The following is a 21,858-nucleotide window of genomic DNA, read 5'->3' as shown; positions in this document are numbered from 1 at the left end:
CCCGAGACACCGGGCAGCGGCTTCCAGCCTGTACCGCTGCGCACCCCGCGTCCGTCCCGCCCCGACATCGAGTCGACCCCCGAGAACGACCCGTGGCTCTTCTCCGGCGACACGATGCCCGCGATGCCCTACAGTCGCAATGCGGCGACGACGACGGTCTCCGCGGCGGCGACGCGCACCGCGACGCTGTCCGACGAGGAGCCCACGCAGCGCTCCGAGCGCCCGACCACGGCCACGCTCGACCAGCTGTTCGAGGGCTCCACCTCCACGGACGACATCGGATACGTGCCACCGAAGAACAAGAAGCGCCGCCGCATCGGCGGATGGATCGCGCTCGGCGTCGTGCTGCTGATCCTCGGCGGCATCGCCGGCGGCGGGTACTACGTGTGGAACACGTACGAGGACAAGATCCGCGAGGTCATGGGCTGGGAAGAGCCCAAGGACTACGAAGCGGGCCTCGCCAACGGCGAGACCACCATCACGATCGAATCGGGGTTCACCGGACAGCCGATCTCGCAGGCGCTCTACGACGCCGGCGTCATCAAGACCCCGGATGCGTTCTACGACTATCTGATCGAGACCGGTCAGAACCCCACCTTCCAGCCGGGCGTCTACAAGCTGCAGAAGCAGATGACGTCCGAGGCCGCCCTCGCCGCCCTCATGGACTCGGCGAACCGGCAGGAGTTCACCGCGCAGATCCCCGAGGGGTTCACCGTCGACGGCACCCTGCAGCGGATCTCCGAGGGCACCGGCATCCCGCTCGCCGATCTGCAGGCAGCCGCCGCCGACCCGTCCCAGTACGGTGTTCCGGTCGATCCGGCCGTCGTCGCAGCCGGCGGGCAGCCGCTCGAAGGCTGGCTGTTCCCCGCCACGTACACCTTCGATCCCAGCGTGACGGCGCAGTCCGCAATCCAGACGCTCGTCGATCGCACGAGACAATCGCTCGACGCCGCGGGCGTTCCGGTCGAGAAGCGTCAGGAGATCCTCACGATCGCCTCGATCATCCAGCGCGAGGCGCGCGACGGGGTCGACATGCAGAAGGTGTCACGAGTCATCTTGAACCGTCTCGACCCGGGCAACCAGGAGACCTTCGGGCTGCTGCAGATGGACTCGACGGCGCAATTCGGCTATGGCGAACTGCACGAGGGCTCCGCGAGCACCTCGGAAGAGGCGCAGTACGACCCGAACCCCTGGAACACCTACGTGCACGCCGGCCTGCCGATCGGCCCCATCGCCAACCCGGGCGACGTCGCGATCGACGCCGCCATGCACCCGGTTGATGGTCCATGGCTGTATTTCGTCACGGTGAACATGGACACCGGGCAGACGGAGTTTACGAGCACGTACAGCGAACATCAGAAGTACGTGGACCAGATGCAGCAGTGGTGCTCCGAACACCCGGACTCGGGGTGCTGAGCCCGCACGCGACGCGTCTGGAGGTGTGGGGCGATCCCATCGCGCACAGCCGCTCGCCCCAGCTGCACGCCGCGGCGTACGCCGTGCTCGGCCTGGACTGGTCGTACGGCCTCCGCCGCGTCGACGAGGCGTCGTTCGCGGGGGAGTTCGCCGAGCTGGACGACAGCTGGCGCGGCCTCTCGCTCACGATGCCGCTGAAGGGCGTCGCGTTCACCGCGGCCGCCCGCCGCGACCGCCGCGCCGAGCTGACCGGCGCCGTCAACACGCTGCTGCTCGACCCGACGGGGCCGCACGGCTTCAACACCGACGTGGGCGGCATCGTGCGCTCTCTTGCGGACGACGGCATCACCGACGTGGAGCGCGCCCGCATCGTCGGCGCGGGCGCCACGGCGACGTCCGCGCTCGTCGCCCTGTCCGAGCTCGGTGTCCGTGAGGTGGACGTGGTCGCCCGCCGGCCCGAGGCGGTGACGACGCTGGCCCAGCTCGGTGGCCGACTGGGCATCGCGGTGCGCACCGCATCGTTCGCAGCATCCCATCACGAGGCCGTGGACCTCACCGTCGCGACGCTGCCAGGCGAGGCCCCGGTGACGGATGCCGCGGCCGACGCGCTCGCTCGTTCCGGCGGGCTGCTGCTCGATGTCGTCTACGGGCACTGGCCGACCGCACTGTCGGCCGCGTGGGGGCGTGCCGGGAACCCGGCGCGATCGGGTCTCGTGATGCTGCTGCACCAGGCCCTCATGCAGGTGCGGATCTTCCGCCACGGCGACCCGGACGCGCCGCTCGCGAACGAGGCCGGAGCGCTCGAGGCGATGCGCCGGGTGCTCGAGGAGCCCACGACGGCGTAACGGCGATCCGGGGCGTGGGAGACTGGACCAATGCTCCGCGTGCTCACGGCCGGCGAATCGCACGGCCCCGAACTCGTCGCCGTCATGGAGGGCCTGCCTGCGGGCGTCCCCATCTCCCGCGCCGCCATCCAAGCGGATCTGGCGCGCCGCAAGCTCGGCTATGGCCGCGGCTCGCGCATGAAGTTCGAAGAGGACGAGCTCACCATCTCGTCGGGTGTGGTGCACGGCACCAGCCTCGGCAGCCCCATCGCCCTGCGCATCGGCAACACCGAATGGCCCAAGTGGGTCGAGGTCATGAGCCCCGAGCCGGTCGAGCTCACGGAGAAGTCCCGTGGCCGCGGCGCCGCGCTGACCCGCCCGCGTCCGGGTCACGCCGATCTCGTCGGCATGCAGAAGTACGGTTTCGACGAGGCCCGCCCCATCCTCGAGCGTGCGAGCGCCCGCGAGACGGCCGCCCGCGTCGCGCTCGGCGCCCTGGCCCGCGGGTTCCTCGCCGAGCTCGGCATCCGTCTCGTCAGCCACACGCTCTCGATCGGTCCGGTGCAGGTGCCGGCCGGCTCGGCCCTGCCCACCCCTGATGACGTTGAGGCGCTCGACGCCGATCCGCTCCGCTGCTTCGACGCCGCCACCAGTGCGGCCATGGTCGCCGAGGTGGACGACGCGCGCAAGGATGGCGACACGCTCGGCGGCATCGTCGAGGTTCTGGCGTACGGCCTGCCGCCGGGGCTCGGCTCGCACGTGCACTGGGATCGCCGCCTCGACGCGAAGCTGGCGCAGGCGCTCATGAGCATCCAGGCCATCAAGGGCGTGGAGGTCGGCGACGGCTTCGAGACCACCCGCCGTCGCGGGTCCGCCGCCCACGACGAGCTGTTCGTGGCCGGCGACGGCATCACGCGATCGAGCGACAAGGCCGGTGGCACGGAGGGCGGCATGTCGACCGGCACCGTGCTGCGCGTGCGCGCCGGCATGAAGCCGATCGCGACGGTGCCGCGAGCCCTGCGCACCGTGGACGTCGCGACGGGCGACGCCGCCTCCGCCCACCACCAGCGCTCCGACGTGTGCGCGGTGCCCGCGGCAGGCGTCGTCGCCGAGGCGATGGTCGCCGTGGTGCTGGCCGATGTGGTGCTCGAGAAGTTCGGCGGGGACAGCGTCGCCGAGACCCGCCGCAACCTCGAGGGCTACCTCGCCGCCATCCCCGACGCGCTGCGCAGTGCGGCCGAGAGCGACGCCGGCCTCGCCGAGCATGACCTCGCACTCTGACGCCGTCGTGCTGATCGGCCCGATGGGCGCCGGTAAGACCAGTATCGGCAAGAAGGCCGCGCGCGCGCTCGGCGTGCCCTTCTTCGACACCGATGCGGCAGTCGTCCGCGATCACGGACCCATCGAGAAGCTCTTCGTCGAGCACGGCGAGGCGCGCTTCCGCGCCGCCGAGCGCGCTGCCGTCCGCGAGGGGCTCGCCACCGCCGGCATCGTCTCACTGGGCGGCGGCGCCGTGATGGACCCCGACACGCGGGCGGAGCTCGCGCGACATCGCGTCGCGCTCCTCACCGTCACGCCACGGGTGGTGGCCGGCCGCGTGCGCGACTCGAACCGGCCGCTGCTGCAGGGCGGCGATGACGCCATCGAGCGCTGGACGGCGATCTTCGAAGAGCGCCGCCCCGTCTATGAAGAGCTCGCCGACGTGACGTTCGACACGTCGACGGGTCCGCTGCAGGACATCGTCGACGCCCTCGTCGCATGGGTGCGCTCGAGCAGACCCGACCAGGAGGAGACGGCATGACGGATGCCACGACCATCACCGTGAGCGGAGACGCGAGCTACGGCATCACCGTGGGCCACGGCATCCTGTCGTCGCTCGGCGAGGCACTGCCCGCTGCGGCCCGCAAGGTGCTCGTGATCCACCCCCCGACCCTTGCGGCACAGGCCGAGAGCCTGCGTGCGCAGCTCGTGGGCGATCGTGAGGTGCTGCTGGCCGAGATCCCCGACGCCGAGGCCGGAAAGCGCATCGAGGTCGCGGCGTTCTGCTGGCAGGTGATGGGCAAGGCGGACTTCACCCGCACGGACGTCGTCGTGGGCTTCGGCGGGGGAGCTGTCACCGATCTCGCCGGCTTCGTGGCGGCCACGTGGCTGCGCGGCGTCGAGGTGGTGCAGGTTCCGACCACGGTGCTCGGCATGGTCGACGCCGCCGTCGGCGGCAAGACCGGCGTCAACACCGCCGAGGGCAAGAACCTCGTCGGCGCATTCTGGGCGCCGCGCGCCGTCATCTGCGACCTCGACCTGCTCGGCTCGTTGTCGCGCAACGAGCGCGTCGCGGGCTACGCCGAGGTCGTCAAGGCGGGGTTCATCTGGGCGCCCGAGATCCTCGACCTCGTCGAGGCCGACCCCGAGACCGCGGTCGACCCGCAGAGCGCCGCGTTCCGCCGCACCATCGAGCTCGCCATCGAGATGAAGGCGCGCGTCGTGGGAGAGGACCTGCGCGAAGCGGGCCTTCGCGAGATCCTCAATTACGGCCACACGCTGGGTCACGCCATCGAGCACGCCGAGCGTTACCGCTGGCGTCACGGCGCCGCGATCTCGGTGGGGATGGTGTTCGCCGCCGAACTGTCGCGGCTCGCCGGCCGGCTTCCGGATGCCGCCGCCCAGCGCCATCGCGACATCCTGGGGTCGCTGGGCCTGCCCACCACCTACGGCGCCGGACGGTGGCCCACGCTCCTCGCGACGATGCAGCGCGACAAGAAGAGCCGGGGCGGCATGCTGCGCTTCATCGTGCTCGACGACATCGCCAAGCCCACCGTCCTGCAGGCTCCGGACGAATCGCTGCTCTTCGCCGCCTACCAGGAGGTGACGGGCTGATGCCCGGGCCCGACGCTTCCGGGCTCATCGTGCGCCGCATCCGTGCCGACGAATGGGCGGCGGTGCGCGCGCTGCGACTCGAATCGACGAGCGACCCGGATGCAGGGATCGCGTTCCTCGAGACTCCCGAGCAGGTGGCCGCGCGGGCCGACGACTTCTGGCGCGAACGCGCTGAGAAGGCGGCCACGAGCGAGACCACCGCCCAGTTCGTCGCCGTCGTCGACGAGGTCTGGGTCGGCAGCCTCTCGGTGCTCATCCGCGCCACCGGGCAGAAGGACCACCTCGGCCGGTACGTCGACGACCGCAGAGCCGACGTGGTGGGGGTGTACGTCAGTCCGGGCCACCGCGGTGCGGGTGCGGTCGACGCGCTGCTCGCTGCGGCGGCCGAATGGGCGGCGGGCCTCGGCCTCGACCGGATCTGGCTCGACGTGCACCGCGACAACCATCGCGCCCAGGGCGCGTACCGGCGTGCGGGCTTCGCAGCCACCGGCGAGACGTACTCCAGCGCCATCGGGCCGGAGATCGTCATGTCGCGCCCTCTGCCGTGACCGGTCTGCCAGCCCCGGCCGCTGATATCGTGCGACCATGACCACGCCCCGTCGCCTGCTGCTCGTCAACGGTCCGAATCTCAACCTCCTGGGCACCCGCGAACCCGGCATCTACGGCACGGCGACCCTCGCCGACGTGGAGCAGGTGACGACGGATGCCGCGGCCCGGCGCGGCTTCGAGGTCAGGGCCGTGCAGAGCAACCACGAGGGCGTGCTCCTCGACGCCATCCACGCGGCACGCGAGGACTGCGCCGGCATCGTCATCAACCCGGGCGGACTGACCCACACGTCCGTCGTGCTGCGCGACGCGCTCTCCGGCGTCGGCCTTCCCGTCGCCGAGGTCCACATCTCGGACGTGAAGGCGCGCGAGGAGTTCCGCCACCATTCGTACGTCGCCGACGTCGCCCAGGTCCACGTCATCGGCGAGGGCGTGGCCGGGTATGCGACAGCGGTCGCACGTCTCATCGACATCCTCACCGGGCAGGCCGAGGGCTGACGAATCGGCCGGGGACCAGGCATCCCGTAGAATCGAACGTCGGCGCTGCCGGTCCTCGAGCTTCTCGGCGGGCAGCGGCCGCCTCGCACTTCACGCCGCCGGCACCACACCGCACACAACGAAACGGATTCGCACCCTCATGGCATCCACCGCAGACATCAAGAACGGCGTCGTCCTCAGCATCGACGGTCAGCTCTGGAACGTCATCGAGTTCCAGCATGTCAAGCCGGGCAAGGGTGGCGCGTTCGTCCGCACCAAGCTCAAGAACGTCGTGTCGGGCAAGGTCGTCGACCGCACGTACAACGCGGGCGCGAAGATCGACATCGAGAACGTCGACCGCCGCGACTTCACGTACCTGTACAACGACGGCGACAACTTCGTCTTCATGGATGTCGCCGATTACGACCAGATCAACGTGGCGGCCGCCACCGTCGGCGACGCCGCGAACTTCCTGCTCGAGAACCAGCAGGTGCAGATCGCGCTGAACAACGGCAACCCGCTCTACGTCGAGCTTCCCGCCTCCGTCATCCTCGAGATCACCTACACCGAGCCGGGCCTCCAGGGCGACCGCTCGTCGGCCGGCACCAAGGCCGCGACCGTCGAGACCGGGTACGAGATCCAGGTGCCCCTGTTCGTCGAGACCGGCACCAAGGTCAAGGTCGACACGCGCACCGGCGACTACCTCGGCCGCGTCAACTGACGTCGGCGGCTGCTGACTCATGAGTGCCCGTACGAAGGCGCGCAAGCGCGCGCTCGACATCCTCTTCCAGGCCGACGTCCGCGGCGACACCCCCGCGACCGTCCTCGCCGCCGAGGCGAAGCGGGCCGCGAACGAGCCCGCCCGCGAGGCCTCGTGGCTGTACGCCCGTGAGATCGTCGACGGCGTGATCGACAACCAGGACGCCATCGACGAGCAGATCACGACGTTCGCGAAGGACTGGACGCTCGCGCGCATGCCCGCCGTCGACCGTGCCGTGCTGCGCATCGGCGCCTGGGAGATCCTCTACAACGACGAGGTGCCCACCGCGGTCGCCATCGACGAGGCCGTCGAACTGGTCAAGGAGTTCTCGACCGACGAGTCCGGCTCGTTCGTCCACGGCGTCCTCGCCCGGATCGCGCGCGCGGGCTGAACGCCGCACGCTCGCCGCGGTGTCGGCGGGACTTGGCAGGATGGATGCCGTGACCCCGCTGTCGGCCGGCCCCCCGCCGTTCATCGATCCCGGGCACATCCGCCGACACACCGACAGCGGCTCGTACGAACGCGGTGCGGCGTACTTCGCCGACGGCGCGGTGCAGCAGCTGCAGTGGGACCCGGTGACGTCCGTCATCGAGGCCGTCGTCAGGGGCAGCGCGGGACGCACGTACCGCTGCCGCGTGCGGCTCGACCCGCAGCGGGTGGACCACCCCATCGCCGCCACGTCGTGCACGTGCCCGGTGCAGTTCGACTGCAAGCACACGGTTGCGACGCTGCTCGCAGCGAACAGGCTGGCGACTTCGGCACCGGCGTCGGGGGAGTCGTCGTGGCGCGCGGTGTTCGCCGCCCCGGCACCCGTCGCACGGACGCACACGCCCCTCGCCCTCGGGGTCGAACTGCGCCAGCGCGTGCGTCGCGGAGCGTCGGCCTGGGCACCGGCGCGGGTCGAGTCGGCAACGGCCCGCGGCCTGCATCAGCATGGGCTGGACGTGCTGGTGGGGCTCCGCCCCCTGGCTCGGTCGGGCCGGTCGGACGCGTGGATCAAGGGCGGCGTCTCGTGGGACGCGCTGCGGCGGCCGACCACGGAGTACGACCCGTCGCAGACCCGATGGTTCGCCGAGCTGCACAGCATCGGCCGCGACGTCCGCTCGTTCGGCGCGTTCTCGGATGTGTCGGAATGGCTCACGCTCGACGACATCGAGTCGAGTCTCCTCTGGCCGCACCTGGCGTCCGCCGCCGACCTGGGCATCCCGTTCGTTCCGACCAAGCGCGGCGCGACGGTCGCTCTGGCGTCCACGGCGTCCGTCGCCGTGCAGGCGCAGCGCACCGCGCGCGGCCTCGAGATCGTCCCGATCGTGACCATCGACGGCGAGCAGATCGCGGCCGCCGGCCTGCGCCCGGTCGGACGCACCGGTGTCTACCGCTTCACGGTGCATCGGGAGCGCATCGACCTGGTGCTGGCCGCCGTCCCGCTGCCCGACCCGGTGCCCGCACTCCTCACCGCACGTGAGGCTGTCACCGTCCCGGCCGACGACGCCGAGGAGTTCGTCCGCGAGCACCTGCCCCGCATCGCGCGACGCGTGGAGATCGATGCGCCGGGGATCGACGTCGCCCCGCCTCCGCGGCCGCTGCTCGTGCTCCTCGTGCGGTTCGAACCGAACCACCGGCTCGTGTACACGCTGGCGTGGCGATACGGCGAGGGCGAGCTGCTCGGTCTGGACACGACCGGCGACGATCGCGACGCCGACGCCGAGGCGGCGATCCGTGGGCGCGCCGAGGCGCTGTGGCGCGATCACGCGCCGATCGACTTCGCCTCTGCCGGCACGCTGTCGGGGATCGACGCGGCCGAATTCGCCTCGGAGCTGCTGCCGCTGCTCGAAGCGGAGGCCGACATCCGCGTGGAGATCTCGGGCGAGCGTCCGCCGTACCGCGAGCTCGCCGGCGACCCGCGCATCGACATCACGGCGGTCGAGACGACCGACGCCGACTGGTTCGACCTGGGCGTGCTTGTGACGATCGACGGCCGCCGCATCCCGTTCGGGACCCTCTTCACGGCGCTGTCGCGCGGCCGCAAGAAGATCCTGCTGAGCGACGGCGCGTACTTCTCGCTGTCGCATCCGTCGCTGCAGCGCCTCCGAGATCTCATCGACGAAGCCGGCGAGCTCGACGAGTGGGAGACCGGGCCGCGCATCAGCCGCTACCAGACGGCCCTCTGGGCGGATTTCGAGGATCTCGCCGACGAGGCGCAGCCCGCGGTCTCGTGGCGCGCGACCGTCGAGGCGCTGCGCGAGGCCGACGGGGTGCCCGCCATGCCGCTCCCGTCCGCACTGCAGGCGGACCTGCGCCCGTATCAGCGGGTCGGCTACGACTGGCTGGCGTTCCTGTGGCAGCACCGGCTCGGCGGCATCCTGGCTGACGACATGGGCCTCGGCAAGACGCTGCAGCTGCTGGCCCTCATCACCCACGCTCGTGAGCGCGGCGAGAAGCGCCCTTTCCTGGTGGTGGCGCCCACCTCCGTGCTCTCGACGTGGCGCAGCGAGGCGGCGCGCTTCGTGCCCGACCTTCGCGTCGCCCTCATCGATGCGACTCGCGCGAAGCGGGGGACGCCGGTGGCGGATGCCGCAGCCGCCGCCGACATCGTCGTGACGTCGTACACGCTCCTGCGTCTCGACGAGGCCGAGTTCGGACGCGTCACGTGGGCCGGCCTCATCCTGGACGAGGCGCAGTTCGTGAAGAACAGCCAGACGAAGGCCTATCGGGCGGCGCGCGACCTTTCGGCGGACGTCGTCTTCGCCGTGACGGGCACCCCGCTCGAGAACAGCCTCACCGAGCTGTGGGCCCTGCTCTCGCTCACGGCGCCGGGGCTGTTCCCGTCGGCACGCCGGTTCCGCGAGGAGTACGTGGGCCCGATCGAGAAGGGCAAGGTGCCCGAGAACCAGGAGGGCGGCGCGTATCGCGCCGGACGTCTGGCGCGCCTGCGGCGCCGCATCCGTCCGCTCGTCCTGAGGCGCACGAAGGAGGTGGTGGCCGCCGACCTCCCCGCGAAGCAGGAGCAGGAGGTGCGCATCGAGCTCGGCGCCGCCCATCGGGCCCTCTACGACACCGTCCTGCAGCGCGAGCGTCAGAAGGTGCTGGGACTGCTCGAAGACCTCGATCGCAACCGCTTCATCGTGTTCCGCTCGCTGACGCTGCTCCGCATGCTCAGCCTCGCCCCGGAACTCGTCGACCCCGCGTACTCCCACATCGCTCCGAGCAAGCTCGGCGCCCTGTTCGAGCAGCTCGACGAAGCCCTCGCCGAGGGGCACCGGGCGCTCGTGTTCAGCCAGTTCACGTCGTTCCTCGGCCTGGTGTCGGCGCGGCTCGAGGAGCGCGGCATCCCGTTCGCCTATCTCGACGGGTCGACCCGCGATCGCGATGCCGCGGTCGAGACCTTCCGCGGGGGAGAGGCGCCGGTCTTCCTCATCAGCCTGAAGGCGGGCGGCTTCGGACTCACTCTCACCGAGGCCGACTACGTGTTCATGCTGGACCCCTGGTGGAATCCCGCCGCCGAAGCGCAGGCGATCGACCGTGCACATCGCATCGGGCAGCACCGCAGCGTCATGGTGTACCGGCTCATCGCGAACGGGACCATCGAGGAGAAGGTGATGGCGCTGCAGCAGCGCAAGGCGCGCCTGTTCCGGTCGGTGATGGACGACGACGCCCTGTTCGGCCAGGCGCTCACCGCCGACGACATCCGCGGGCTGTTCGACGCCTGAGACTTGCCGGTCGACGGGCCGGGTACCGCGGCGCCGCTCGCCTAGACTCGTCTGGTTCGTTCGACTGTTGGATAGGGGAGGAGTCCCATGCGCATCACGGGCCTCGGCCACGCCGGAATGTTCATCGAGACGGCGGGAGGAAGCATCCTCTGCGACCCGGTGATCGGCCCGACCTTCTTCGGGTCGTGGTTCCCGTTCCCCGACAACCGGGCGCTGGACTGGCAGAAGTACGGCAACGCCGACTTCCTGTACGTCTCGCACCGTCACCGGGACCACTTCGACCCGGCGCTCATGCAGCGCCACGTGCCGAAGGACATCAAGGTCCTGCTGCCGGACTACCCGACCGACGATCTCGAGCAGGACCTCCGCCGGCTCGGCTACGACAACATCGTCTACACGCAGGCGGGCGTGCCGCTCGAGTTCGGCCCCCTCAAGCTCATGGTGACGCCGTTGCGCGCGCCGAGCGACGGGCCGATCGGCGACTCGTCCCTGAGCGTCGACGACGGCACCGCCAGCATCCTGAACCAGAACGACTCGCACCCGCTCGACCTCGAGAAGCTGCTCGGCTTCTCGAAGCCCGAGGCGTACTTCACGCAGGTCTCGGGCGCCATCTGGTGGCCCATGGTCTACGACCTGCCCCAGGACGCCAAGCAGAACTTCGCCAAGCTCAAGCGCGACGCCCAGAACAAGCGCGCGATGTACTACATCGAGAAGGTGGATGCCGAGCACGTCTTCCCCATGGCCGGGCCGCCGATGTTCCTGCGCGAAGAGCTGTTCAAGTACAACGGCTACGGCCTCGACGACGACGCGATCTTCACCGACCAGCGGCAGTTCCTGACACACATGGCCGAGCTGCGACCGGACCAGAAGGGCTACGAGTTCGTGCCCGGCACGGTCGTCGAGCTGAACGGCGGCGAGCTGTCGGTCACCCAGACCCTGTACACGGATGCCGAGATCGACCGCATCTTCGACGACAAGTGGTCGTACCTCGCCGAACAGCGCGACTCCCGTCGGGACGAGATCCGCGCCGAGGAGGCCTCGCGTGCGGCCGTTCTGCCGCCGGCGGAGATGCTCGCGGCGATCAAGGAGTGGTGGGAGCCGCTGCTGCGCCGCGCCCGCACCATCCGCAACGGCGTCGGCGGCATCGTGCGCTTCCGCATCGGCGACCTGGACATGGTGGTGGACTTCCCGAAGGCGAAGGTGCGCGAATACGCCGACGACGAGTGCATCTACTGGTACACGATCCCGGCCGACCTGGTCTCGACCAACATCGCCGACCACGAGATCGACTGGTCGAACTCGATCTTCCTGTCGATGCAGTTCGAGGTGGGGCGCAGCGGCAAGTTCAACGAGTTCCTCACCACGTTCCTGAAGTGCCTGTCACGCGATCGCATCGAGTACGTCGAGAACTGGTACGCCGAGCAGACCGACCAGACCGAGGACGCGCAGCTCGGCGACTGGATCGTGCAGCGCCGCTGCCCGCACCTGCGGGCCGATCTCACCAAGACCGGGAAGATCGAGGACGGCGTCCTCACGTGTTCCCTCCACGACTGGAAGTGGGACCTGGCGAGCGGCAAGTGCCTGACCAGCCAGGGGCACCCGATCCGCGCGTCCCAGGTGGAGGACGCGCTCTCCCGCGAGGCGACCACGCCCGCGGCCTGAACCATCGAAGGCGCCGTCTGGTTGTAGATCTCCGACAATCAGACGGCGTTCTCGTGCCGGTCGTGTGTGCTCGGCCCGCGAATCCTCTGCCGTTCCGTATCATGACGGCTCCCTCCGAATCCTGATCACCGTGCCCGCGATCGCGGGCGATCAGCATCGAAGGAGTCAACGCCATGACCACCGTTCCCGTCCACGGCGCCGCCGGCGTCGTCGTCCCCGCATCGACCCGTCAGTCGAGCCCCATCCGCGCGATCCTGTCGTGGGAGGCGCGGGCCGAGGCCGCCGTCAAGGCCTCGCTGCAGCGCTGGAGCATCCCCGCCCTGCGGATCGCACTCGGAGCCGTCTTCGTCGTGTTCGGCGCCCTGAAGCTCTTCCCGGGCGTCAGCCCGGTCGAGGCGCTGGTGAGCCAGACCTGGGAGAAGCTCACCTTCGGCCTCGTCAGCGGACAGGCCGCGCTCGTCGCCACCGCGGTGATCGAAGTCGCGGCGGGCGCGCTGCTGATCGCCGGTCGCGGCTTCGCACGGATCGGGCTCGTGGTGCTCGCGATCGCCTACGTCGGGATCCTGTCGCCGATCGTGCTCCTGCCCAGCGAGGTCTTCGGTCCCATGGGACCGACGCTGACCGGTCAGTACATCTTCAAGAACGTCGTGCTGATCGCCGCGGCCCTCGTCGTCGCCTCCCGGGTTCTGCGCGGTCCTGCCGCGCGGGGATGACCGCAGCGGCGTCGCGATGCCCATCCCGCCGCCGCCGCGAGGGCCGGTCCCGATTCGGGGCCGGCCTTCGCCGTGCCCTAGACTGGACGACGATCACAGCAACCTTTAACCCCGTCCTGTGAGGCGGAGAAGGGAGCGGCGGATGAGCACGCCCACCGTGCAGCCTCGCACCGTCATGACCGGCGCCGATATCGCCCGGGCCCTGACTCGGATCTCCCACGAGATCCTGGAGTCCAACAAGGGCCCCGAAGGTCTGGTCCTCCTCGGGATCCCCACGCGCGGCGTCACGCTCGCGCATCGGATCGGCGCGCTGGTGGAGCAGTTCGGCGGCGCCCCGGTGCCGGTCGGCGCCCTCGACGTCACGATGTATCGGGACGATCTGCACCGCAACCCGACCCGCTCGCCGCAGCGGACGCAGATCCCGCCCGGCGGCGTCGACGGCAAGGTCGTCGTCCTGGTGGATGACGTGCTCTTCTCCGGACGCAGCATCCGTGCGGCGCTGGACGCGCTGCAGGACATCGGCCGCCCCGCAGCGGTGCGGCTCGCGACCCTCGTCGATCGCGGGCACCGCGAGCTGCCGATCCGCCCGGACTTCGTCGGCAAGAACCTGCCGAGCTCCCGCGACGAGCGCGTCAACGTCCGCCTCGACGAGACCGACGGCTCCGAGGCCGTCACCATCGAAGGACGGTGACCCGCTCATGAGGCACCTGCTCGACACCCGGACGCTCGCCCGCGCCGATGCCCTGCGCATCCTCGACGTGGCCGAGGACATGGCCGACACGCAGCGCCGCGAGGTGAAGAAGCTGCCCACCCTGCGGGGCAGGACCGTCGTCAACCTGTTCTTCGAGGATTCGACGCGCACGCGGATCTCGTTCGAGGCCGCCGCCAAGCGCCTCTCGGCCGATGTGATCAACTTCTCCGCCAAGGGGTCCAGCGTCTCGAAGGGGGAGTCGCTGCAGGACACCGCGCAGACCCTGCAGGCGATGGGAGCGGACGCCGTCGTCATCCGCCACGGGGCGTCCGGCGCACCGCGCACCCTCGCCACGAGCGGCTGGATCAGCGCCGGCGTCGTCAACGCGGGAGACGGCACGCACGAGCATCCGACGCAGGCGCTGCTGGACGCGTTCACGATCCGCAAGCGGCGCTTCGGCGACGACAGCCGTGGTCGCGACCTCGCCGGCGTGAAGGTGACGATCGTCGGTGACGTGCTGCACTCGCGGGTCGCCCGTTCGAACGTCTGGCTGCTCGACGCCCTCGGCGCGCACGTCACTCTGGTCGCACCGCCCACCCTGGTGCCGCAGGACATGTCGCAGTGGCCGGTGACCATGCTGTACGACCTCGACGACGCGATCTCCGCCGCACCGGACGCACTCATGATGCTGCGCATCCAGCTGGAACGCATGAACGCCGCATATTTCCCCACTGAACGGGAGTATTCGCGACGCTGGGGTCTCGACGCGCGCCGCCTGCAGGCGCTGGGAGCGGATAGCATTGTCATGCATCCCGGACCCATGAACCGGGGTCTGGAGATCTCCGCCGAAGCCGCGGACTCGCCCCGCTCGACCGTCCTCGAGCAGGTCGCGAACGGCGTCTCGGTGCGCATGGCCGCGCTCTACCTGCTTCTGGCGGGAGCGGAGCACGACGCAGCCGAGAGCACACTCGCGACGGACGCCCCGGTCACCGGCGGCGAAGAGAAGGAGAACACCCCATGAGCGAGACCCTTCTCTTCCGAGGCGCACAGGTCGAAGGATCCACCGCCGCCGATCTGATCGTCGAAGACGGCGTCATCGCCGAGATGGGTCCCGGACTCAGCCGCGCCGGGGCGACCGTGGTCGACGTCGACGGCCTCGTGCTGCTGCCGGGCCTGGTCGATCTCCACACGCATCTGCGCGAACCCGGCTACGAGGCATCCGAGACGATTCTCACCGGCTCGCGCGCTGCCGCCGCTGGTGGCTACGCCGCCGTGTTCGCCATGCCGAACACCTCGCCCGTCGCCGACACCGCCGGTGTGGTCGAGCAGGAGCTCGCCCTCGGCGAGGCTGCCGGCTTCGTCACGGTGCAGCCGATCGGCGCCGTCACGGTCGGGCAGAAGGGCGAGCGGCTGGCCGAGCTGGGCGCGATGGCCGACTCCCGTGCCCGGGTGCGCGTCTTCAGCGACGACGGCTTCTGCGTCTGGGATCCGCTCATCATGCGGCGAGCGCTCGAGTACGTGAAGGCGTTCGACGGCGTCATCGCCCAGCACGCCCAGGACCCGCGCCTCACCGAGGGCGCCCAGATGAACGAGGGCGCCGTGTCGGCGGAGCTCGGGCTCGCCGGCTGGCCCGCGGTGGCCGAGGAGTCGATCATCGCCCGCGATGTGCTTCTCGCCGAGCACGTCGGTTCCCGGCTGCACGTCTGCCACCTTTCGACCGCAGGCTCGGTCGACATCATCCGCTGGGCCAAGCGCCGCGGCGTCGATGTGACCGCCGAGGTCACTCCGCATCACCTGCTCCTGACCGACGAGCTCGTGCGCGACTACGACGCGCGATTCAAGGTCAACCCGCCCCTCCGGCGAGAAGAGGACGTGCTCGCGGTGCGGGAGGGCCTCGCCGACGGGACCATCGACATCGTCGCGACGGACCACGCGCCCCACCCCGCCGAGGCGAAGGCCTGCGAGTGGCAGGCGGCCGCCAACGGCATGGTGGGCCTGGAGAGCGCGCTGCGGGTGGTGCAGCAGGCGATGATCGACACCGGCCTGCTGACGTGGGGCGACGTCGCGCGCGTCATGTCGCGCGAGCCCGCGCGCATCGGCCGGCTCGCCGGACACGGGACACCCCTCACTGAGGGCCAGCCGGCCTCCCTCGCGTTCTACGACCCGGCGCCGCGCCGCACGTTCACGGCCGAGGATCTGCGCGGCCGCAGCGTGAACTCGCCGTACCTGGGTCGCGAACTGCCGGGGGAGGTGCGCTGGACGCTCCACCGGGGCACCGTCACCGTCGCCGACGGGGCGCTGCTCGATACGCCGGGAGCACGCGCATGACCCGCGAAGGCGCCCTGGCGGTCATGATCGCGGTCGCCGTCGTGCTTCTCGCCGCCCTCGCGTGGGCGTGGTGGCGACGAACGCGGCGGGACGCGACGCCCCTCGTCGTCGCAGGCGAGCTTCCCGCCGACGCGCACGTGCGTGCGACTTTCGACGCGCTGTACGTCGCGACGACCGCCCGCGACGCTCCGCTGGAGCGCATCGCCGCCCCGGGCATGGCGTTCCGCTCCAAGGCGACCGTCACCGTCGCCGATGAGGGCGTGGCCGTCGGCCTCACCGGGCAGGACCCGTTCGTGCTGACTCCCGACCGCATCGTCGACGTCGGCCAGTCCACCGTCGCGATCGACCGCGTCGTCGAGACGGGCGGCCTCACACGGCTGACATGGCGCACCGACGCCGGCTCGACCGTCGACACCTACTTCCGACCCCAGGATGCCTCGGCCCGCGCACTCGCGGACGCTGTGGCCGGCATCCTTCCCCCGACCCAGACGGGAACCGAATCATGACCTCCCACTTCCAGACCGATCCCGCCGTCCTCGTGCTCGAGGACGGAACCCGCCACGTCGGACGCGCCTACGGCGCCCAGGGCACCACCATCGGCGAGGTCGTCTTCGCCACCGGCATGACGGGCTACCAGGAGACGCTCACCGATCCCTCGTACGCCGGCCAGATCGTGCTGCAGACGGCACCGCACATCGGCAACACCGGCATGAACGACGAAGACCCCGAGTCGCGCCGCATCTGGGTGTCGGGCTACATCGTGCGCGACCCCTCGCGCGTCGTCTCGAACTGGCGCGCCGACGAGTCGCTCGACGATGCGCTGGTGGCGGATGGCGTCGTCGGCATCAGCGGCATCGACACGCGCGCCGTGACGCGCCACATCCGCTCGGCCGGGAGCATGCGGGGTGCGATCTTCTCCGGCGAGGCGGCGGCGATCGACCCGGACGAGCAGCTGCGTCTCGTGCGCGAGGCACCCGAGATGGCCGGCCGCAATCTCTCCGCAGACGTCTCGGTCGCGGCCGCCGAGGTCACGAAGGCGACCGGAGAGCGCATCGGCAACCTCGCCGTCCTCGACCTCGGTGTGAAGCAGGCCACGGTCACCAACCTCGCGGCACGCGGGTTCGACGTGCACGTCCTGCCGCAGGACGTCACGATCGAGCAGATCCGCGCGATCGACCCGGTCGCGGTCTTCTACTCGAACGGTCCCGGCGACCCGGCAGCATCGGGCGACCACGTCGACCTGCTGCGCGGCGTGCTCGACGACGGGCTGCCGTTCTTCGGCATCTGCTTCGGCAACCAGCTGCTCGGTCGTGCGCTGGGCCTCGGCACCTACAAGCTGCCCTTCGGCCACCGCGGCATCAACCAGCCCGTGCTCGACAAGTCGACCGGGCGCGTCGAGATCACCGCCCACAACCACGGGTTCGCCGTGGACGCTCCCGTGGACGGCGAGTTCGACAGCCCGCACGGCTACGGCCGCATCGAGGTCAGCCATGTCGGGCTGAACGACCAGGTGGTCGAGGGCCTGCGTGCGCTCGACATCCCCGCCTTCTCCGTGCAGTACCACCCCGAGGCGGCCGCCGGTCCGCACGACGCCAACTACCTGTTCGACCGCTTCCGCGACCTCGTCGTCGCGAACCTCGAGAAGAAGGCCGCGAAGTAATGCCCAAGCGCGACGACATCAACTCCGTCCTGGTCATCGGCTCCGGCCCGATCGTCATCGGGCAGGCGTGCGAGTTCGACTACTCGGGCACCCAGGCCTGCCGTGTGCTCCGCGAGGAGGGCGTCCGCGTCATCCTGGTGAACTCGAACCCGGCCACGATCATGACCGACCCCGACTTCGCCGACGCGACCTACATCGAGCCGATCAACTGGCGCGTCATCGAGACGATCATCGCGAAGGAGAAGCCCGACGCCATCCTGCCGACCCTCGGCGGTCAGACGGCGCTCAACGCGGCGATCGACCTCCACAAGCACGGAATCCTCGAGAAGTACGACGTCGAGCTCATCGGCGCCGACTTCGAGGCGATCAACAAGGGCGAGGACCGCCAGATCTTCAAGCAGCTCGTGCTCGACGCGGGCGCCGACGTCGCGGCATCCCGGATCGCCCACACGATGGACGAGGTGCTCGCGGCCGCGGGCGAGCTCGGGTACCCGCTCGTCGTCCGCCCGTCCTTCACGATGGGCGGCCTGGGCTCGGGCTTCGCGTACGACGAGAACGACCTCCGCCGCATCGCCGGCGCCGGTCTGCGCGACTCGCCGACGACCGAGGTGCTGCTCGAGGAGTCGATCCTCGGGTGGAAGGAGTACGAGCTCGAGCTGATGCGCGACACCGCCGACAACACCGTCGTCGTGTGCTCGATCGAGAACGTCGACCCGGTCGGTGTCCACACCGGCGACTCGATCACCGTCGCCCCGGCGCTCACCCTCACCGACCGCGAATACCAGAAGCTGCGTGATATCGGCATCGACATCATCCGCGCGGTGGGAGTCGACACCGGCGGCTGCAACATCCAGTTCGCCGTCGACCCGGCCACCGGTCGCATCATCGTGATCGAGATGAACCCCCGCGTCTCGCGGTCGTCGGCCCTCGCCTCCAAGGCGACCGGCTTCCCGATCGCGAAGATCGCCGCGAAGCTCGCGATCGGCTACCGCCTCGACGAGATTCCCAACGACATCACGAAGGTCACGCCGGCCAGCTTCGAGCCGACGCTCGACTACGTCGTCGTCAAGGTGCCGCGCTTCAACTTCGAGAAGTTCCCGGCCGCCGACACCACACTGACGACCACGATGAAGTCCGTGGGCGAGGCGATGGCCATCGGCCGCAACTACGCCACGGCGCTGCAGAAGGCGCTGCGCTCCCTCGAGAAGCGCGGGTCGAGCTTCCACTGGGGCGACGAGACGCGCTCGGCCGACGAGCTGCTCGAGATCGCGCAGCGTCCGACCGACGGGCGCATCGTCGTGCTGCAGCAGGCGCTGCGCAAGGGCGCCACGGTCGAGCAGGCGTTCGAGGCGACCAAGATCGACCCGTGGTTCCTCGATCAGATCGTCCTCATCAACGAGGTGGCCGAGTTCGTGCGCCAGGCGGGCGAGCTGGATGCCGCCACCCTGCGCATCGCGAAGGAGCACGGGTTCAGCGACGCCCAGATCGCCGAACTGCGGCGGAACGGCGCCGATCAGCCCAGTGAAGCCGCGGTGCGCGGCATCCGTCACGCCCTCGGCATCCGCCCCGTCTACAAGACCGTCGACACCTGTGCGGGGGAGTTCCCGGCGCTGACGCCCTACCACTACTCGAGCTACGACTTCGAGACCGAGGTGACGCCGTCGGAGCGCACCAAGATCGTCATCATCGGCTCGGGCCCGAACCGCATCGGGCAGGGCGTCGAATTCGACTACTCGTGCGTGCACGCCTCCTTCGCGCTGGCCGACGCCGGCTACGAGACGGTGATGGTGAACTGCAACCCCGAGACCGTGTCGACCGACTACGACACCTCGGACCGTCTCTACTTCGAGCCGCTCACCCTGGAGGACGTGCTCGAGGTGCTGCACGCAGAGGCGCAGTCGGGCGAGATCATGGGCGTGATCTGCCAGCTCGGCGGCCAGACGCCCCTGGGGCTGGCGAAGGGGATCGAGGACGCCGGTTACACCATCCTCGGCACCAAGCCGGCGGCGATCGACCTGGCTGAGGAGCGCGAGCTCTTCTCGCGCCTGCTCGACGACGCGGGCCTGGTCGCGCCGCGCAACGGAACGGCGATCGACGTCGACGGCGCCGTCGCGGTGGCCGAGGAGATCGGCTATCCGGTGCTGGTGCGCCCGAGCTTCGTGCTCGGCGGCCGCGGCATGGAGATCGTGTACTCGACGGAGGCGCTGCGCGACTACTTCGTCCGCATCGCCGACGCCGCGATCATCGGCCCGGGGATGCCGCTCCTGGTCGACCGCTTCCTCGACGACGCCATCGAGATCGACGTCGACGCGCTGTTCGACGGCGAGGAGCTGTACATCGGCGGCGTCATGGAGCACCTCGAGGAGGCCGGCATCCATTCCGGCGACTCGAGCTGCACGCTGCCGCCGGTGAGCCTCGGCCGCACCGACATCGACCGCGTCCGGATCGCGACGCACGCCATCGCCGAGGGCGTGGGCGTGCGAGGCCTCCTCAACGTGCAGTTCGCCATCTCGGCCGGCGTTCTCTACGTGATCGAGGCGAACCCGCGCGCCAGCCGCACGGTGCCGTTCGTGTCGAAGGCGCTCGGGATCCCGCTCGCGAAGGCCGCCTCGCGGATCATGGCGGGCACGTCGATCGCCGATCTCAAGGCGGAAGGACTGCTCCCCGAGCAGGACGGCTCGCGCGTGCCGCTGGACGCCCCGGTCGCCGTGAAGGAGGCCGTGCTGCCGTTCAAGCGGTTCCGTACCGCCGACGGGCAGACCGTGGACTCGGTCCTCGGCCCGGAGATGCGCTCCACCGGCGAGGTCATGGGCATCGACCGCGACTTCCCCACGGCCTTCGCGAAGTCGCAGGATGCCGCGTACGGCGGCATGCCGCAGTCCGGCACGGTGTTCATCTCGGTCGCCGACAGCGACAAGCGCGCGGTGATCCTGCCGGCCCACCGCCTGCAGGAGCTCGGCTTCGACCTCGTCGCGACCGAGGGCACCGCCGAGATCCTCGCCCGCAACGGCATCGCGGTGCGCGTGGTGAGCAAGTACTCCGAGACGCAGGAGTCGGGCGGCACCAACATCGTCGACCTCATCAACGCCGGCGAGATCGACATCGTGGTGAACACTCCGAGCGGCGGCAGTGCCCGCGCCGACGGCTACGAGATCCGCGCGGCGGCGGTGGCCGGCGACAAGGCGCTGTTCACGACGATGGCCGTGCTCGGCGCCGCGGTAAGCGCTCTGCCGGTGCTGCGAGAGGGCTTCAAGGTCAGAAGCCTGCAGGAGTACGCGGAAGATCGTCGGGCGCGCGGATGACATCCTTCGGCGAACGGGTCCGCGCAGCTCTCGCGACGTACGGGCAGCTGTGCGTCGGCATCGATCCGCACCCCCATCTCCTGGCGGAGTGGGGAGTGGATGCCGCAGCCGCCGGCGCGCGCGAGTTCGGCCTGCGCGTGGTCGAGGCCGCCGCGGGCCGCGTCGGCGTCGTCAAACCGCAGGTCTCGTTCTTCGAGCGCTACGGGTCGGCCGGCTTCGCCGCACTCGAGGACGTCCTCGCCGCCGCCCGCGCCGCCGAGCTGCTGGTGATCGCCGACGCCAAGCGCGGCGACATCGGATCGACCATGGACGCCTACGGCGAGGCGTGGCTCACGCCCGGCTCTCCGCTCGAGGCCGACGCGCTGACGGCCAACCCGTTCTTGGGAATCGGCACGCTCGAAGGCACGTTCGCCGTCGCGGAACGCCACGGCAAGGGCGTGTTCGTGCTGGCCGCCACGAGCAATCCCGACGCGCGCACCGCCCAGCGGGCGGTCCTTCCGAGCGGCGAGACGGTCTCGGCCGCGATCGTGCGCGAGATCTCGGAGCGCAACGCCCGCACGACCCCGGAGGGGGAGTGGGGGAGCGTGGGCGTGGTGATCGGCGGCACCGTGGACTGGGCGGATGCCGGGCTCACTCCGTTCTCTCCGGTCGCCCCGATCCTGGGTCCGGGGTTCGGTCATCAGGGTGCGGAGGCGCATCAGCTCCGCGCGCGCTTCGGCGGGCTGGCGGAAGCGGTGATAGCGTCGGAGAGCCGCAGCATCCTGGCTGCCGGACCCGACCGGCTCGCCGCGCGCATCTCCGAGCGCGCCCTTCTCTACCGTGGTGATTGACATGCCCGATTCCCGTACCCCTCTTGATGGGGCTTCGCCCCGAACCACGGGCGCGCTCGGAGATG

Annotated in this window: 19 protein-coding genes; all 19 read left to right on the top strand. The window is 70.3% G+C overall.

The genetic code is table 11. The features are described 5' to 3' along the window. Nucleotides 1–1,416: endolytic transglycosylase MltG (gene mltG / locus ACI3KY_RS17530; RefSeq protein ID WP_404931424.1), on the top strand; the 1,416-nt coding region annotated here is incomplete at its 5' end. Next, nucleotides 1,386–2,261, top strand: coding sequence for a shikimate dehydrogenase family protein (locus ACI3KY_RS17525; RefSeq protein ID WP_404931423.1), 876 nt, complete (start codon nucleotides 1,386–1,388; stop codon nucleotides 2,259–2,261). The genes mltG and ACI3KY_RS17525, both read left to right, overlap by 31 nt. A 30-nt stretch (nucleotides 2,262–2,291) precedes the next feature. After that, complete coding sequence (gene aroC, locus ACI3KY_RS17520; protein WP_404931422.1) at nucleotides 2,292–3,521, top strand: chorismate synthase; 1,230 nt, start codon at nucleotides 2,292–2,294, stop codon at nucleotides 3,519–3,521. After that, nucleotides 3,505–4,041: a shikimate kinase gene (locus ACI3KY_RS17515; RefSeq protein WP_404931421.1), complete on the top strand. Its 537-nt coding sequence runs from the start codon at nucleotides 3,505–3,507 to the stop codon at nucleotides 4,039–4,041. Before aroC ends, ACI3KY_RS17515 begins: the two co-directional genes overlap by 17 nt. Beyond that, on the top strand, nucleotides 4,038–5,114 hold the full coding sequence (gene aroB / locus ACI3KY_RS17510; protein WP_404931420.1) for a 3-dehydroquinate synthase: 1,077 nt from the start codon (nucleotides 4,038–4,040) through the stop codon (nucleotides 5,112–5,114). Before ACI3KY_RS17515 ends, aroB begins: the two co-directional genes overlap by 4 nt. Then, the gene (locus tag ACI3KY_RS17505) at nucleotides 5,114–5,662 is read left to right on the top strand and encodes a GNAT family N-acetyltransferase (protein WP_404931419.1); all 549 of its coding nucleotides are present in this window, start codon (nucleotides 5,114–5,116) and stop codon (nucleotides 5,660–5,662) included. The genes aroB and ACI3KY_RS17505 overlap by 1 nt, the downstream gene beginning before the upstream one ends. A gap of 37 nt (nucleotides 5,663–5,699) precedes the next feature. Next, the gene (gene aroQ, locus ACI3KY_RS17500) at nucleotides 5,700–6,158 is read left to right on the top strand and encodes a type II 3-dehydroquinate dehydratase (RefSeq protein ID WP_404931418.1); all 459 of its coding nucleotides are present in this window, start codon (nucleotides 5,700–5,702) and stop codon (nucleotides 6,156–6,158) included. Between the two features lie 139 nt (nucleotides 6,159–6,297). Beyond that, on the top strand, nucleotides 6,298–6,858 hold the full coding sequence (gene efp / locus ACI3KY_RS17495; protein ID WP_194415430.1) for an elongation factor P: 561 nt from the start codon (nucleotides 6,298–6,300) through the stop codon (nucleotides 6,856–6,858). A gap of 19 nt (nucleotides 6,859–6,877) precedes the next feature. Continuing rightward, nucleotides 6,878–7,288 carry a transcription antitermination factor NusB gene (gene nusB, locus ACI3KY_RS17490; protein ID WP_404931417.1) on the top strand — a complete coding sequence of 137 codons (411 nt, stop codon included), beginning with the start codon at nucleotides 6,878–6,880 and terminating at the stop codon, nucleotides 7,286–7,288. A 49-nt stretch (nucleotides 7,289–7,337) separates the two neighbouring features. Then, nucleotides 7,338–10,607: an SNF2-related protein gene (locus ACI3KY_RS17485; RefSeq protein ID WP_404931416.1), complete on the top strand. Its 3,270-nt coding sequence runs from the start codon at nucleotides 7,338–7,340 to the stop codon at nucleotides 10,605–10,607. Nucleotides 10,608–10,694: 87 nt separating this feature from the next. Next, nucleotides 10,695–12,269 carry a Rieske 2Fe-2S domain-containing protein gene (locus ACI3KY_RS17480; RefSeq protein WP_404931415.1) on the top strand — a complete coding sequence of 525 codons (1,575 nt, stop codon included), beginning with the start codon at nucleotides 10,695–10,697 and terminating at the stop codon, nucleotides 12,267–12,269. Between the two features lie 173 nt (nucleotides 12,270–12,442). Next, nucleotides 12,443–12,982, top strand: a complete 540-nt coding sequence (locus tag ACI3KY_RS17475; RefSeq protein ID WP_404931414.1) for a DoxX family membrane protein — start codon at nucleotides 12,443–12,445, stop codon at nucleotides 12,980–12,982. Nucleotides 12,983–13,124: 142 nt separating this feature from the next. Then, a complete protein-coding gene (gene pyrR / locus ACI3KY_RS17470) occupies nucleotides 13,125–13,673 on the top strand; it encodes a bifunctional pyr operon transcriptional regulator/uracil phosphoribosyltransferase PyrR (RefSeq protein ID WP_404931413.1) in 549 nt (182 codons plus the stop codon). Between the two features lie 7 nt (nucleotides 13,674–13,680). Then, nucleotides 13,681–14,694, top strand: coding sequence for an aspartate carbamoyltransferase catalytic subunit (locus tag ACI3KY_RS17465; RefSeq protein WP_404931412.1), 1,014 nt, complete (start codon nucleotides 13,681–13,683; stop codon nucleotides 14,692–14,694). Next, the gene (locus ACI3KY_RS17460) at nucleotides 14,691–16,001 is read left to right on the top strand and encodes a dihydroorotase (RefSeq protein ID WP_404931411.1); all 1,311 of its coding nucleotides are present in this window, start codon (nucleotides 14,691–14,693) and stop codon (nucleotides 15,999–16,001) included. Before ACI3KY_RS17465 ends, ACI3KY_RS17460 begins: the two co-directional genes overlap by 4 nt. After that, the gene (locus tag ACI3KY_RS17455; protein WP_404931410.1) at nucleotides 15,998–16,507 is read left to right on the top strand and encodes a hypothetical protein; all 510 of its coding nucleotides are present in this window, start codon (nucleotides 15,998–16,000) and stop codon (nucleotides 16,505–16,507) included. The genes ACI3KY_RS17460 and ACI3KY_RS17455 overlap by 4 nt, the downstream gene beginning before the upstream one ends. Next, nucleotides 16,504–17,661, top strand: coding sequence for a glutamine-hydrolyzing carbamoyl-phosphate synthase small subunit (gene carA, locus ACI3KY_RS17450; RefSeq protein WP_404931409.1), 1,158 nt, complete (start codon nucleotides 16,504–16,506; stop codon nucleotides 17,659–17,661). Before ACI3KY_RS17455 ends, carA begins: the two co-directional genes overlap by 4 nt. After that, nucleotides 17,661–20,963, top strand: a complete 3,303-nt coding sequence (carB, locus tag ACI3KY_RS17445) for a carbamoyl-phosphate synthase large subunit (RefSeq protein ID WP_404931408.1) — start codon at nucleotides 17,661–17,663, stop codon at nucleotides 20,961–20,963. The genes carA and carB overlap by 1 nt, the downstream gene beginning before the upstream one ends. Then, nucleotides 20,960–21,793: an orotidine-5'-phosphate decarboxylase gene (pyrF, locus tag ACI3KY_RS17440; RefSeq protein WP_404931407.1), complete on the top strand. Its 834-nt coding sequence runs from the start codon at nucleotides 20,960–20,962 to the stop codon at nucleotides 21,791–21,793. Before carB ends, pyrF begins: the two co-directional genes overlap by 4 nt. The last annotated feature ends 65 nt before the right edge of the window (nucleotides 21,794–21,858 follow it).

This window comes from Microbacterium sp. ZW T2_14 (assembly GCF_044987405.1).
Taxonomy (GTDB): Bacteria; Actinomycetota; Actinomycetes; order Actinomycetales; family Microbacteriaceae; genus Microbacterium.
The sequence above is the reverse complement of the archived record's forward strand: the minus strand, read 5'-3'. Positions and strand labels throughout refer to the sequence as shown.

What these genes read in the sequence shown, in the direction of transcription:
- carB (WP_404931408.1), top strand. Translation starts at nt 17,661, where the DNA reads ATGCCCAAGCGCGACGACATCAACTCCGTCCTGGTCATCGGCTCCGGC.
- aroB (WP_404931420.1), top strand. Translation starts at nt 4,038, where the DNA reads ATGACGGATGCCACGACCATCACCGTGAGCGGAGACGCGAGCTACGGC.
- ACI3KY_RS17480 (WP_404931415.1), top strand. Translation starts at nt 10,695, where the DNA reads ATGCGCATCACGGGCCTCGGCCACGCCGGAATGTTCATCGAGACGGCG.
- ACI3KY_RS17460 (WP_404931411.1), top strand. Translation starts at nt 14,691, where the DNA reads ATGAGCGAGACCCTTCTCTTCCGAGGCGCACAGGTCGAAGGATCCACC.
- pyrF (WP_404931407.1), top strand. Translation starts at nt 20,960, where the DNA reads ATGACATCCTTCGGCGAACGGGTCCGCGCAGCTCTCGCGACGTACGGG.
- ACI3KY_RS17515 (WP_404931421.1), top strand. Translation starts at nt 3,505, where the DNA reads ATGACCTCGCACTCTGACGCCGTCGTGCTGATCGGCCCGATGGGCGCC.
- ACI3KY_RS17475 (WP_404931414.1), top strand. Translation starts at nt 12,443, where the DNA reads ATGACCACCGTTCCCGTCCACGGCGCCGCCGGCGTCGTCGTCCCCGCA.
- carA (WP_404931409.1), top strand. Translation starts at nt 16,504, where the DNA reads ATGACCTCCCACTTCCAGACCGATCCCGCCGTCCTCGTGCTCGAGGAC.
- ACI3KY_RS17455 (WP_404931410.1), top strand. Translation starts at nt 15,998, where the DNA reads ATGACCCGCGAAGGCGCCCTGGCGGTCATGATCGCGGTCGCCGTCGTG.
- aroC (WP_404931422.1), top strand. Translation starts at nt 2,292, where the DNA reads ATGCTCCGCGTGCTCACGGCCGGCGAATCGCACGGCCCCGAACTCGTC.
- aroQ (WP_404931418.1), top strand. Translation starts at nt 5,700, where the DNA reads ATGACCACGCCCCGTCGCCTGCTGCTCGTCAACGGTCCGAATCTCAAC.
- ACI3KY_RS17465 (WP_404931412.1), top strand. Translation starts at nt 13,681, where the DNA reads ATGAGGCACCTGCTCGACACCCGGACGCTCGCCCGCGCCGATGCCCTG.
- pyrR (WP_404931413.1), top strand. Translation starts at nt 13,125, where the DNA reads ATGAGCACGCCCACCGTGCAGCCTCGCACCGTCATGACCGGCGCCGAT.
- efp (WP_194415430.1), top strand. Translation starts at nt 6,298, where the DNA reads ATGGCATCCACCGCAGACATCAAGAACGGCGTCGTCCTCAGCATCGAC.
- ACI3KY_RS17505 (WP_404931419.1), top strand. Translation starts at nt 5,114, where the DNA reads ATGCCCGGGCCCGACGCTTCCGGGCTCATCGTGCGCCGCATCCGTGCC.
- nusB (WP_404931417.1), top strand. Translation starts at nt 6,878, where the DNA reads ATGAGTGCCCGTACGAAGGCGCGCAAGCGCGCGCTCGACATCCTCTTC.